The sequence below is a fragment of the Sphingomonas sp. genome (genome assembly GCF_017304615.1).
GTDB lineage: Bacteria > Pseudomonadota > Alphaproteobacteria > Sphingomonadales > Sphingomonadaceae > Sphingomonas.
This window is the reverse complement of record NZ_JAFKLZ010000001.1, coordinates 1,373,558-1,385,730: the sequence shown is the minus strand read 5'-3', so window position 1 is coordinate 1,385,730 and position 12,173 is coordinate 1,373,558. Positions and strand designations below refer to the sequence as shown.

11 protein-coding genes are annotated in these 12,173 nt (G+C 65.5%); 4 read left to right on the top strand and 7 right to left on the bottom strand.

The window, feature by feature from the left end:
- Window positions 1-63: 63 nt before the first annotated feature.
- The gene (locus tag J0J06_RS06960) at window positions 64-1,440 is read right to left on the bottom strand and encodes an alpha-amylase family glycosyl hydrolase (RefSeq protein WP_294040582.1); all 1,377 of its coding nucleotides are present in this window, start codon (window positions 1,438-1,440) and stop codon (window positions 64-66) included.
- A gap of 254 nt (window positions 1,441-1,694) precedes the next feature.
- Here J0J06_RS06960 and J0J06_RS06955 point away from each other — a divergent pair, with 254 nt between their 5' ends.
- Together J0J06_RS06955 and J0J06_RS06950 are read left to right on the top strand one after the other, a co-directional pair.
- Window positions 1,695-2,726 (top strand): LacI family DNA-binding transcriptional regulator, encoded by a 1,032-nt coding sequence (locus J0J06_RS06955; protein ID WP_294040581.1) that lies wholly within the window; start codon window positions 1,695-1,697, stop codon window positions 2,724-2,726.
- Between the two features lie 11 nt (window positions 2,727-2,737).
- A complete protein-coding gene (locus J0J06_RS06950) occupies window positions 2,738-4,258 on the top strand; it encodes an MFS transporter (protein WP_294040580.1) in 1,521 nt (506 codons plus the stop codon).
- Here J0J06_RS06950 and J0J06_RS06945 read toward each other — a convergent pair.
- From J0J06_RS06945 to J0J06_RS06925, 5 genes are all read right to left on the bottom strand, one after another.
- Window positions 4,255-5,601 (bottom strand): HAMP domain-containing sensor histidine kinase, encoded by a 1,347-nt coding sequence (locus J0J06_RS06945; protein ID WP_294040863.1) that lies wholly within the window; start codon window positions 5,599-5,601, stop codon window positions 4,255-4,257. The two genes, J0J06_RS06950 and J0J06_RS06945, sit on opposite strands and share 4 nt — an antisense overlap.
- 29 nt (window positions 5,602-5,630) lie before the next feature.
- Window positions 5,631-6,350 (bottom strand): response regulator, encoded by a 720-nt coding sequence (locus J0J06_RS06940; RefSeq protein WP_294040579.1) that lies wholly within the window; start codon window positions 6,348-6,350, stop codon window positions 5,631-5,633.
- A 92-nt stretch (window positions 6,351-6,442) separates the two neighbouring features.
- Entirely contained in the window at window positions 6,443-6,994 is a 552-nt protein-coding gene (locus tag J0J06_RS06935) for a hypothetical protein (RefSeq protein ID WP_294040578.1), read from the bottom strand.
- 164 nt (window positions 6,995-7,158) lie between these two features.
- The gene (locus J0J06_RS06930; protein WP_294040577.1) at window positions 7,159-7,932 is read right to left on the bottom strand and encodes a thioesterase family protein; all 774 of its coding nucleotides are present in this window, start codon (window positions 7,930-7,932) and stop codon (window positions 7,159-7,161) included.
- Window positions 7,929-9,461 (bottom strand): class I adenylate-forming enzyme family protein, encoded by a 1,533-nt coding sequence (locus tag J0J06_RS06925; RefSeq protein WP_294040576.1) that lies wholly within the window; start codon window positions 9,459-9,461, stop codon window positions 7,929-7,931. Before J0J06_RS06925 ends, J0J06_RS06930 begins: the two co-directional genes overlap by 4 nt.
- Window positions 9,462-9,533: 72 nt before the next feature.
- Here J0J06_RS06925 and J0J06_RS06920 point away from each other — a divergent pair, with 72 nt between their 5' ends.
- Both J0J06_RS06920 and J0J06_RS06915 read left to right on the top strand, forming a co-directional pair.
- Window positions 9,534-10,145, top strand: a complete 612-nt coding sequence (locus J0J06_RS06920; RefSeq protein ID WP_294040575.1) for a glutathione S-transferase family protein — start codon at window positions 9,534-9,536, stop codon at window positions 10,143-10,145.
- Window positions 10,142-10,939, top strand: coding sequence for an SDR family oxidoreductase (locus tag J0J06_RS06915; protein ID WP_294040574.1), 798 nt, complete (start codon window positions 10,142-10,144; stop codon window positions 10,937-10,939). Before J0J06_RS06920 ends, J0J06_RS06915 begins: the two co-directional genes overlap by 4 nt.
- On the opposite strand, the gene J0J06_RS06910 is transcribed toward J0J06_RS06915, so the two are convergent.
- The gene (locus tag J0J06_RS06910) at window positions 10,936-12,159 is read right to left on the bottom strand and encodes an MFS transporter (protein WP_294040573.1); all 1,224 of its coding nucleotides are present in this window, start codon (window positions 12,157-12,159) and stop codon (window positions 10,936-10,938) included. The two genes, J0J06_RS06915 and J0J06_RS06910, sit on opposite strands and share 4 nt — an antisense overlap.
- Window positions 12,160-12,173 lie beyond the last annotated feature (14 nt).

Below are 12,173 nucleotides of genomic sequence, written 5' to 3'. Positions count from 1 at the left end.
TTCAAGAATATGCATCACTCGGTGTTGCGCGAATGCATCGCCCGGTGTTCGTCGCCGGCGCACTTACTTGGAACTAAGGATTCGATAGCTCCACGGCGCCAGCGTCACGCTGGTCGATCGCGTGATCGTCAGCGCCGATCCATCGGCGAAGTCGACATAGTGGCCGTCGCTCGGCCCGTCGGTAAAGCCGATCGTCTGCGTATCGCCCGAGAGGTTGAACAGCGCGAACACCTTGTCGCGGTTCTTGGCGCGGACGAACGACAGCACCTTGCTCGGCGCGGTGTTCACGACAGGGGTCATCGCCGCGCCCCATGGCGCATTCCACAGCGCCGGGTGCGCCTTGCGGAAGGCGATCAAGCGCTTGAACAGGTCGTTGTTGGGATGGTCGCGCCATTCGATCGGATCGCGTTCGAAGAACTTCAGCCGCTTCGGGTTGCCCGCTTCCTGTCCGTTGTAGATCAGCGGTATGCCCTCGCCGACGAACGACAGTACGATCGCGTTGGGCAGCGCCTTGCCGAAGCGTTCGAACTCGGTGCCTTCCCACGCATTCTGGTCGTGATTTTCGGTATAGGTCATCCGCATCGCCTCGGCAGGCCACGCGCTTTCGGTTTCCGAATAATAGCCGAACAGCGCGCCGACATCGGCCTTGCCCGCCGCGATGTCTGCCATCGCGTTGTTCCATTTCCACGCGTAACTCGCGTCGAACGCCTTGCGGTGGACGTCGCGCTGGTCAAACTCGGCGAGCATGAAGACGGGCTTGATGCGGTCGAGTTCGGCGCGGGCATTCTCCCAGAAATCGAGCGGAACGTAGCCCGCCACGTCGCACCGGAATCCGTCGATGTCGGCGACGCGCACCCAATATTTCATCGCGTCGGTCATGTAGCGGCGTAGGCCGGGCTTCGAATAATCGAGGTCGATGATGTCCGACCAGTCCCACCACGGCGTCGGCCGGTTCGCGCCCTTCCAGTCATGTTCGTACCAGTCGGGATGCAACTTGTGCATGGGATTGTCCCACGCCGTATGGTTCGCGACCCAATCGAGAATGACGTGCATCCCAAGCTTGTGCGCGGCCGCGACGAACGACTTTAGCTCGGCGAGCGTCCCGAATTCCGGGTTCACGCCGTAATAGTTCTTCACCGAATATGGGCTGCCGAGCGTTCCCTTGCGGTTTTCCTCCCCGATCGGGTTGATCGGCATCAGCCAGATAATGCCGACGCCGAGTTCCTTCAGACGGGGCAGTTGAGCCTCCGCCGCCTTGAACGTGCCCTCGCGCGTGAACTGGCGGATGTTTAGCTGATACAGCACCGCATCCTTCGACCAGGCTGGATGCTTCAGTGTGACATAGGGCTTGGGCGTGTACGGGTCGGCCGCCTTGGTCGCGGCGTAAGTAGGCGCGCTCATCATGCTCGTCAGCAGCGCCAGCGCGATCAGTTTCAGCATCCTGTCCTCCGGTTTTCGCGCCCTGTGCCACGCCTGGCAGCGCGCGCGCCGCCGAATACGTATGCAGTGGCGTATCGGCGGGGCCATCACTCGCCTAGCGTCGCGCGACCGCCCCATCCCGAGAGGGCGCACGGGGAGGAAAAGTGCCTGACACACGTTTCGCGCGCGAACCCTATCGCGGCGCCCTTCTCCCGGCTACACTGGCGCCGAGCCGGTCGCTTTCGACGGCCGGAAAGGGGAGACAGCGTCGGGCAATGCTATCCGACAAGCCGACGTCGTTCGACATAGCGCAGCGCGCGGGCGTTTCGCAGCCGACCGTCTCGCGCGCTCTGCGCGGCGACCCCACGGTCAGCGAAGCGACGCGCAAGCGCATCGAGGCGATCGCGGCGCAACTCAACTACAAGGTCGACAAGAACGCATCGTCCCTGCGCAGCCGCCACACCAACACCCTGGCGTTACTGTTCTTCGAAGATCCGACGCCCGACGATTCACTCATTAACCCCTTCTTCCTGTCGATGCTGGGGTCGATCGCGCGGACGTGTTCGTTGCGCGGCTACGATTTGCTGACCTCGTTCCAGCAACTCTCGTCGAACTGGCATGTCGATTATGAGGACAGCCACAAGGCGGACGGCATCATCCTGCTCGGCTATGGTGATTACGAGACGTATCGCTCACGGCTGGAGCAGCTCGAGGCGCAAGGGACGCATTTCGTTCGCTGGGGATCGGTCCAGTCCGACCAGCCGGGGACTACTATTGGCTGCGACAATGTCCTTGGCGGGCGCAATGCGGCGGCGCACCTGATCGGTCTCGGCCGCCGCAAGATCGCGTTTCTGGGTGAGGCGTCGAGCCATTCGCCCGAACTGGAAGAGCGGTATCACGGCGCATGCGAGGCGATGATCGGTGCGGGATTGAAGCCCGATATCGGGTTGCAAGTCGACGCCATCACGACCGAGGCCTCCGGCTACGAAGCCGCCCAGAAACTGATCGGGCGCGGTATTCCGTTCGACGCCATCTTCGCGGCCAGCGACCTGATTGCGATCGGCGCGATGCGCGCGCTGGAGGAAGCGGGACTCGACGTTCCGCGCGACGTGTCGGTGGTCGGGTTCGACGACATCCCCGCCGCGAGCCTGTCGCACCCGCCGCTCACCACGATCGCGCAGGATTATGCGAAGGCCGGCGAGATGCTCGTCGATACACTGCTTCGCCGCATCCGGTCGGAGGAAACCGAGGCGGTGGTCCTGCCGCCGCGCCTGATCGTCCGCCGCTCGACCGCCGAGGCCAAGTGATGGACGCGGCAATGTTGGAAAAGCCGCGGCAGAATTGGCGCGGCCTTTGGAATATTTCGTTCGGCTTTTTCGGCATCCAGATCGGTTTCGCGCTGCAGAACGCGAACATGAGCCGGGTCTTCCAGACGCTTGGGTCGAGCCTGGACGATCTGCCCGCGCTCTGGGTGGCGGCGCCGCTTACCGGATTGCTGGTCCAGCCGATCATCGGCCACATGTCCGACCGCACCTGGCTGGGGCGGCTAGGACGGCGGCGGCCCTATTTCCTGACCGGGGCGATCCTGGCGACGCTGGCGTTGGTGGTCATGCCGCAGGCGCATGTGCTGCTTTTCGCCGCGGCCATGCTGTGGGTGCTCGACGCGTCGCTCAACATTTCGATGGAGCCATTCCGTGCGTTCGTCGGCGACATGCTGCGCAAGGACCAGCACAGTATCGGCTATGCGGTGCAGACCGCCTTTATCGGTGCGGGTGCCGTGGTCGGGTCGATATTCCCGAACATTCTGGAGCATCTCGGCGTCTCCAACGCGGCGGTCGGGGGCCAGATACCCGACACCGTGCGCTTTGCGTTCTGGTTCGGCGGGGCCGCTCTGTTTCTGTCAGTGCTTTGGACGATCGTGACAACGCGCGAATACGATCCGGCGCAAATGGCGTCGTTCGATCGCGACCCCGAGGAAGCGCACGGCGAGACGATCCGTGTGTTGGCGGCGCGGACCTATGCCAATTGCCTGACATGGATCGTTGCCGGGGGACTGATCGCGATCGGCGTGCACCGGTTCGATCTTCAAAAGGAAATGTATCTGCTTGCCGCCCTGGTCGCCGGGTACGGGCTGGCAAGCATCTTCGTGATCTGGCGGGCGCGACAGGGGCGTGGAGCCGCGATGCTCGGCCATATCGTTGGCGATTTCACCGGCATGCCGCCGCTGATGAAGAAGCTCGCGCTGGTCCAGTTCTTCACCTGGTCGGCGCTGTTCATCATGTGGATCAACACCGGGCCGGTAGTGGCGCAATATTTCTTCGACGCGCCCAATCGCGATAGCCCGCGCTTTCAGGAAGCCGGACAATGGGTCGATACTTTGTTCGGCGTCTATAACGGCGTCGCGGCGGTGGCCGCGCTCACATTGTTGCCATGGCTCGCGGCGAGGATCGGTCAGGCGCGGACCCACATCGTCGGCCTGCTGTGCGGGGCGGCGGGCTATGCCAGCTTCTTCATCGTCCACGATGCCCGCGCGTTGCTCGTCAGCGAAGTGGGTATCGGCATCGCCTGGGCGTCGATCCTCGCCATGCCCTATGCGATCCTCGCCTCCAGCCTGCCGCCGCGAAAGCTGGGGATTTACATGGGGTTGTTCAACGTCTTTGTCGTCGTGCCGCAATTGTTGGTCGCCACCGTCATGGGATCGATCATGAAGGCGTGGTTCCCGACCGAACCCATCTGGACGATGGCGTTCGCGGCGGGGGTGATGGTATTGGCGGCGCTGGCGATGCTGCGCGTTCGGGAGGATAGCGTCGGGCGCCAAACCCGGGGGGTTCCGGTTTAGCGTGGCAACGTAATCGTCGCGGCGAGACCACCCTCCGGACGGTTCGCCAGGCGGATGTCGCCACCGGCCTCGCGCACGATCGCGCGAGCGAGCGCAAGGCCCAGTCCGATCCCGCCCGTTCCCTTGTTTCGCGAGCTTTCGAGACGCGTGAAGGCCTCGAAAACCTCGCCGATCCGCTCGACCGGAATGCCTGGGCCTTTATCGCACACGGCGATTTCGACCGCCTTGGCCCCTGGACGCAGGAACACCTCCGCGCCGCCGCCATATTTGACCGCATTCTCGATCAGGTTGCGCACTGCGCGCCGCATCAATGACGGGCGCAGCCGCATCTTGAGCCGATCGGCCTCGGCGAACTCGACCGGCTTGCCCAGGTCGCGGAAATCCTCGACCACCGCATCGACTAACGCGGCGACATCGACTTCGGTCACGGGCTCGCTCGGGCGCCCCAGCCGCGCCAGCGACAGAATGTCGTCGAGCGTCGAGTTCATCTCGTCGATCGTATCGGCCATCTTGCTACGATCGTCATCGTCCTCGACCGATTCGATCCGCACCCGCAACGCGGCGAGGGGGGTGCGCAGGTCGTGCCCGATCGCGCCGAGCATCCGATCCTTCTCGTCCAGCATTGCCATCACGCGCGTGCGCAACTGGTTGAATGCGACGATCAGCGTGCGGACGTCGTGCGGCCCGCTTTCCTCTATCGGCGCGAGTTCGTCGGTGGGATGAAAACCTTCCGCCGCCTTGGTCAAGGTCCGCAACGGCCGGGCGATACGCCGCGTCGCCCACAGCACCGGGACCAGCACGATCGCGTAGAGCACTAGCGTCTGGACGATCAGCCGCGAAACGATCGGCCATTCCGAATCCTGCCACGGCACGCTGGTCGTCCACCATCCGACGCCGGGCTGTTCGATCGCGATCAGCAATTCGCTTTCGGCTGCGCGAAACCGTTGTTCGCGATACCGCGACATGCGCTTGAGCCTCGGGTCGTCTACGTGGACTGGCCGGATGCCGGTCAGGACCTGGCCTATCGGCAGGCCTGCTTCGGTCAGCCGCTGGCGGAGGCCCTGCTCGACATCGGTGCGGCGGCGAAGGCCGCCTTCCATCGGGTTTGCCGCTGACGGCAGAGACCGGAACTGGTCCCACGGCGATGCGCCGGGCGTCCAATTTCCCGGTGGGGGCGCCGCGCGGCCATCCTCGCGGTCGCGCTGGCCCTGAGCCGTGTCGATCAGCCGCGAGGCGGTCGGTCCGACGACTTGTTCAAGCCGGAATGCCTGGCGATCGCGCAATGCCAGCCCGAAATTGACCGCCTGCGCGACGAACAGGCCGATCGCGACCATGACCGCCATCTGGCCCGGCAAGTTGCGCGGCCACAACCTCAAAGACGCGTGACCTCTGCGGCAAGCGTATAGCCGCCGCCCCAGACCGTCTTGATCAGTTCGGGGTTCTTGGGATCCGGTTCGATCTTGCGCCGCAGCCGGCTGACCTGGTTGTCGATCGCGCGGTCGAATGCCATCGCCTCGCGCCCTTGCGTCAGATCGAGCAGCTGGTCGCGGGTCAGCACCTGCCGTGGCCGCAGCGCGAGCGCGAGCAGCAGGTTGTACTCGCCGGTCGATAGCGGCACCGACACGCCTTCACGATCGACCAGCGCGCGCTCGCCGGTCTTCAGCACCCACCCGCCGAAGGCGTAGGAGCCGCTTTCCGGCGCATGCTGGCGGCTGCCACCTGCCGCGGCGCGGCGCAGGATGACCTTGGCGCGCGTCGCCAGTTCGCGGGGGGAAAAGGGCTTCACGACGTAATCGTCGGCACCCATTTCCAGCCCGACGATACGGTCGGTCTCCTCGCTCTTGGCGGTCAGCAGGATGACGGGAATGTCGCCCGACGCGCGAAGGTGACGGCAGAGGCTGAGACCGTCCTCGCCCGGCATCATGATGTCGAGGATGACGAGGTCGATGGCGTAGGCCGCCATCCGCGCCCGCGCGCCTTCGGCGTCGCCGGCCTGGGTGACGCGAAAGCCCTGCTTGGTGAGGTACTGCGCTAGCGGTTCGCGGATCGAACGCTCGTCGTCGACCAGCAATATGTGGGGAAGGCCGCTCATCGGGTCTGTCTAGGCAATCGTCGCCTCAGCGGGAAGGCGAAGCCGGGCGGGCGTGGAGGGACACCCGCCCGGCGGCCGGGGCAAATGGGGATTTACTGCCCGGCATCTGGTTTTGGCGCGTCGGCCGGCGGCGGTGGAGGCATGTCGCCACCCGCACCCGGTCCACGACGGCCGCGCATTCCCATGGCGTCGCGCGCCGCCTGGCGCTCGGCGGCGTCGATCTTGCCATCCTTGTTCGCGTCGATCCGGTCGAAGCGGCTGGTCGCCTGGGCGCGGAACTCGGCACGATCGACGAAGCCGTCGCCATTGGTGTCGAGCCGCGCGAGCATGCGGTTGCCCGGCGACTGCTGCGGGGGAGGTGGAGCGGCGCCGTCCGCAGGAGGCGGAGGAGGCGGCATCGCGCCGGGAGCGGCGGCGGGCTGGCGGCGCGGCGCCAGTTCGGTCGCATCCAGCTTGCCGTCCTTGTTTACGTCCATGCGGTCGAACCGCGCGTCGGCGGCGGCGAGTGCCTCGTCGCGCGTGATCGTGCGGTCGGCATCGCCCATCGGGGCAGGGGCGGGCGCGGTCTGCGCGGCCAGCGGGCTGGCGGCAACGGCGGCGAATCCGGTGGAGGCCAAAATGGCGGCGACGACAAAGCGATTCATGACAGATCCTCGACAGGGTGGGGTGTTCCCCTAACGCCTGTGCTTATGGCCACCCTTCGTCACGCGGGCGTGTCAGTCCATGCCGAAATTGTCGCAATTTGTCGTGCGGCGGCAGCTCTTGCCGCAAATCCGTTCGATAGACGGCCTCATCGTCGCGGACGGCTCTATCCAAAGATTGCAACGCTCTGCATCGCGTCGGCGATGCGTTCGCCATCGGCGTTCCAGATCGTCATCGACTGGCTCGAACTGCCGTGCCGGGCATGGTCGGTCGTCGCGTTGAGCAGCCACCAGCCGTCGCGCGTCGCCGGCGTCGGGGTCAACAGGTTGAGGATCCAGGTCAGCGACGACAACGGCACCGGGTTCTTGCCGAACAATCTGAACGCGGCGGGCGGTAGGGCGTCGCCGATCGCCATCAGCTCGACCAGCGGGTCGAGCCCGTCCCGCGCACGCAGTCGCGCCCATCGCAACCACGAAGCCCCCTGCGTTTCATCCTTCAGGTCGAAAAATTCGAAATTGCCGGTGAAGAAATTTGGCGGGCCGACATAGAGTTCCGTGCCCGGCGGTGGCGGGCGATGCTTGCTTCCCACGGTGTCGTCCAGGTCGACGCGCGATTCCTGCGGCGCCATGAACACGAAGGTCGCGCGGAAACCCAAACCCGCGTCCGACGTGATGTCGGCCTGGATGAAAGCGGCGGTGCGGCCACGGCGCAGCTTCGTCGCGACCACGCTAACCTCGCCCGCGAGCGGTCCGATAAAGGCGACCTGCGCCGACCGCAGCGGCGGCAGATCGGCCTCCAGCAATTGCGCGGCGTGGAGCGCAAGCGCGCTCGACAGCCCGCCATAGGCGGTGCGACCTTGCAGCCAATTGTCGGGAATGGTCGCGCGAAAGCCACCCTCGATCGGCGTCGACGCGGCCAGGATCTCGCCGATCGAGGTCATGCGTTTTCCTTCGCCAGCCGGTCGCGCAGTTCGCGCTTGAGCACCTTGCCGATCGCGCTGCGCGGCAGTTCATCGATCGCGTGTAGCGCCGACAGCCGCTGGGTCTTGCCGAGCTGGGCGTTGGTCCAGCTCATGATCTCGGCGCTGCTGGTCGCGATGCTGGTGTTGGGCACGTAGAACCCGACCGGCGTCTCACCCCATGCCTCTGACGAAACGCCGATCACGGTGCATTCCTGCACCGCGGGATGCTGTTTCAGCACGGCCTCCAGATCGACCGGATAGATGTTGAACCCACCCGAGATGATCAGGTCCTTCTTGCGGTCCATCAGGATCAGGAAGCCATCCTCGTCGAACCGGCCGATGTCGCCGTGGCGGATGAAGCGGTTGCCGTCGCTGTCGTACCATTCGGCATCGGCGGTGGCTTTCTCGCGGCCGTGATAGCCGGTCATCATCGCGGGCGACCGGCCGACGACCTCGCCTGTTTCGCCCTGCGGCACTTCATGGCCGTTCTCGTCGATCAGCCGCATATCGTGGCCCGGCAGCGGCTGGCCGACAGTGTGGAGCTTGTCGGGATGCTCGGTCGCGTTGAGCCCGGTCGTCGCGCCCCCTTCGGTCATGCCGTAGAATTCGACGAGCATGCCCGGCCAGCGCTTGAGCACATCCGCCTTGAGCGCGGCCGAGAACGGTGCGCTGGTCGATGTCTTGAGGCGGAAGCTCGACAGGTCGAAACGGTCGAAATCGGGCAGCGCCATGATCCGCTGATATTGCACCGGAACCAGCATCGCATGGGTGGCGCGGTGCCGTTCGGCGAGTTCGAGGAAAGCGCGCGCATCGAATTTCTTCATCAGCACGACTGTCCCGCCCCAGCCGAGCGTCGGTAGGAAGCTGACGAGCGTTGTGTTGGAATAGAGCGGCGTCGAGGTCATCGTCACCGCGTCGCCATACCCGCCCGCCGAATTGCGTCCGATATGCGCCCATCGCATGGCGTGGCTCTGGACGATCCCCTTGGGCGTCCCGGTGGTGCCAGACGAATAGATGATGTTGAAGCCATCCTCCGGGCGGATCGTAACGGGGGCGGGGTGAGCGTCTTCCGCGGCGAGCCAGTCGTAAAATTCCGGGGTGTCGAGCCGAACCTGCTTTGCAGAGGTGTGCTGACCGGCGATCGCAGCGGCGTTCTCGCCATCGACGAACACGACCGGCGCGCCGCAATCCCCGATCATCGCCGCGAGCGCTTCAGGCGTCGAGGACGGGGCGAGCGGCGCGGCGACGCATCCAGCGCGGAGCGCGCCAAGGAAAATCGCGGCATATTCGACCGACGCGGAAGCGATGATCGCGACCGACTGGCCCTGTGCCACGCCGTCCCGCTGCAACGCCCCGGCGATCCGGTTCATCAACGTGTCGAGTTGGGCATAGGTCAATGTCGCACTGGCATCCGCGACCGCGATCTTGTCGCCTTGTTCCTGTGCATGCGCCTGCAGGATGGCAGGCAGAGTAGCGAAATCGCTGGCGAGAAGGTCGGCGGCGCTCATGCGCGTTCCGCTAGGCGAAGGCTCGTCCAAATGCCATACGCGAAATTCGAAAACGGGAATTGAGGGGATCAGATGCTGTTCTACAACGCGCCCAACCCGGCGCCCAATCCGCGCCGGGTCCGCATCTTTCTGGCGGAGAAGGGCATCGAGGTGCCGATGACCGACATCTCGATCATGACCGGCGAGCTGCGGTCGGAGGCGTTTCTGGCGGTCAACCCGCTGGGACAGGTGCCTGCGCTCAAGCTGGACGAGGGAATGGTGCTGACCGAAACTGTCTCGATCTGCCGTTATTTCGATGCGCTCAATCCCGATCCGCCGATGTTCGGGACCGACGCGCTGAGCATTGCCACGGTCGATATGTGGATCCGGCGAGTCGAACTGCGCTTCGGTTCGCCGCTGGCGATGATCTGGGTGCACACGCATCCGCTGACCGCGCGGTTGCTCAAGCAATTCACCGAGTTCGGCGAGAGCAATCGCCCCCGCGTGGATGAGGCGATGCGCTTCATCGACAAGCATCTCGACGGGCGCGAATTCCTGGCGACGGAGGCCTTTACGATGGCCGATATATGCTTGCTGACGATCGTCGATTTCGCGGGGTTCATCGGCATTCCCATCGCCGACGACATGCCGCACCTGAAGGCCTGGCACGCGCGCGTGTCGGCGCGTCCGAGCGCCGCGGCATGAGCGCGGGTTTCGAGGGCCGCGTCGCGATCGTGACCGGGGGCGGGACCGGGATCGGCGCAAGCTTGGTGCGGATGCTCGCCGAACGCGGCGTGCGGTGCGTGGTCAATTATGCGTCGAGCCGTGACGATGCGGAAGCCGTTGCCGCGTCGGCGGCCAACGGATCGATCGCGGTGCAGGCGGACATCGTGGAGGATTGCGCGTGCCGGGCGCTAGCGCAGGCGGCGACGGACGCGTTCGGGCGGATCGATTTCCTGATCAACAATGCCGGCCGGACCAAGTTCGCCAACCACGAGGATCTCGATGCGCTGGACGCCGAGGATTTCGTCGACATCTATCGCCTCAACACGGTCGCCGCATTCCAGATGGTGCGGGCTTGCGCCGCGGCGATGCGGGAACAGGATGCCTCCGCGGTCGTCAACGTCGCGAGCGTCGCCGGGCTGTTCGGTATGGGGTCGTCGGTCGCCTATGCCGCGTCGAAGGGCGCGTTGATCACGATGACCAAAAGCCTCGCCCGTGTGCTGGCGCCGAAGATCAGGGTCAATGCCGTCGCGCCGGGCTATGTCGGCACCGGCTGGTTCGAGAAACGGCTGGGCGCGGAGGGGTTCGAGAAGCTCAACCGGAACATCGCCAGCCGCGTGCCGATGGGCTTTGCGGCCGGGCCGGACGATGTGGCCGGGCCGATCGTTCACCTGCTGGATCCGATCAGCCGTGCGATCACCGGCGAGGTGACGATGATCGACGCCGGCGGGCACCTGGACATGGCAATGACGCGGCGGCCGGGAAAGGAAGCCTAGGCCGGCGCCTCCGCTTTGCCCGGTACGCGGTCGAGCACCTTCCACGCCACGATGACCAGCGCCGCGGTCGCCAACAGGGCCGCGAGCAGGAAGTTAGCGCCGGCGAATCCGTGGTCGACCCCGGTCGCCAGCGCTTGAGTCAGCAGCAGCGGCCCGAGGATGGACGATACGCTGCCCATGCTGCCGATGCCGCCCTGCAGCGCACCCTGATGCTTGGCGTCGACCATCCGTGACAACAGGCCGTTGAAGGCGGGGAAGACGAAACCCTGAAACGCGCTGATCGCCATCAGCACATAGGCTTGCCAACCGGCCGTCGCGAACGCGAACAGGCAGAAGGCGGTCGCAGCGGAGATCATGCCGAACACGATCGCCCGGCGCTCGCCGAACCGCTTGATGACCGGGCCGGTCAGCCCACCCTGGACGCACGCCATGATGACGCCGACGAACGCAAGGCTCCAGCCGATCGCCTTTGCGTCCCACCCTAGTCTGATCGCCGCCCAGAACGACCAGGTCGCCGGATAGACCATATGGCTGAGCTGCCAGAGGAACCAGGCGAGCAGCAGCGGCGCGGCGTTGCCGGCATGGAACAGCGGCCGGAACGCGCCGACGATGTGCGCGTCGCGCAGACTGAAGGGGCGGCGATTCTCCAGCTTGAGCGTTTCCGGCAACAGGAAGTACATCGTCGCCGCGTTGATCAGCGCCAGCGCCGCTGCCGCCATGAAGGGCGCGCGCACGCCGAACGCCCCCAGCAAGCCACCGAGCGCGGGGCCGACGACGAACCCGACGCCGAACGCCAAGCTGATCAGCCCGAACGCCGCCCCGCGTTTGTCGGGGGGCGTCACGTCGGCGATCACCGATCCGGCGGGGCCATAGACCGCGCCCGCCGCGCCCGCGATGGCGCGGCCCAGGAACAGCCACGCGAGCGTCGGTGCCCAGGCCATCAGCGCATAGTCGATCCCGAAGCACAGCATCGACGTCATCAGGATCGGTCGCCGCCCGAACCGGTCACTCAGATTGCCGAGCACCGGCCCCGCGAAGAACTGCATCACCGAGAACACGACGAGCATGTACCCCGCGACGCGCGTGGCCTGTTCAAGGTCGATATGACCGAGCTGCGTGATGAGCTGCGGTAAAATCGGCATGATGATGCCGAACCCGATCGTGTCGATCAGCACCGCCGCCAGCGCGATCGGGATCGCGCGATTCTCGAACGTCATCATGGTCCCCCGCCGAA

Excerpts from the sequence above, each read along its gene's own strand:
- J0J06_RS06960 (WP_294040582.1), bottom strand. The coding sequence starts at position 1,440 with ATGCTGAAACTGATCGCGCTGGCGCTGCTGACGAGCATGATGAGCGCG.
- J0J06_RS06955 (WP_294040581.1), top strand. The coding sequence starts at position 1,695 with ATGCTATCCGACAAGCCGACGTCGTTCGACATAGCGCAGCGCGCGGGC.
- J0J06_RS06950 (WP_294040580.1), top strand. The coding sequence starts at position 2,738 with ATGTTGGAAAAGCCGCGGCAGAATTGGCGCGGCCTTTGGAATATTTCG.
- J0J06_RS06945 (WP_294040863.1), bottom strand. The coding sequence starts at position 5,601 with ATGGCGGTCATGGTCGCGATCGGCCTGTTCGTCGCGCAGGCGGTCAAT.
- J0J06_RS06940 (WP_294040579.1), bottom strand. The coding sequence starts at position 6,350 with ATGAGCGGCCTTCCCCACATATTGCTGGTCGACGACGAGCGTTCGATC.
- J0J06_RS06935 (WP_294040578.1), bottom strand. The coding sequence starts at position 6,994 with ATGAATCGCTTTGTCGTCGCCGCCATTTTGGCCTCCACCGGATTCGCC.
- J0J06_RS06930 (WP_294040577.1), bottom strand. The coding sequence starts at position 7,932 with ATGACCTCGATCGGCGAGATCCTGGCCGCGTCGACGCCGATCGAGGGT.
- J0J06_RS06925 (WP_294040576.1), bottom strand. The coding sequence starts at position 9,461 with ATGAGCGCCGCCGACCTTCTCGCCAGCGATTTCGCTACTCTGCCTGCC.
- J0J06_RS06920 (WP_294040575.1), top strand. The coding sequence starts at position 9,534 with ATGCTGTTCTACAACGCGCCCAACCCGGCGCCCAATCCGCGCCGGGTC.
- J0J06_RS06915 (WP_294040574.1), top strand. The coding sequence starts at position 10,142 with ATGAGCGCGGGTTTCGAGGGCCGCGTCGCGATCGTGACCGGGGGCGGG.
- J0J06_RS06910 (WP_294040573.1), bottom strand. The coding sequence starts at position 12,159 with ATGATGACGTTCGAGAATCGCGCGATCCCGATCGCGCTGGCGGCGGTG.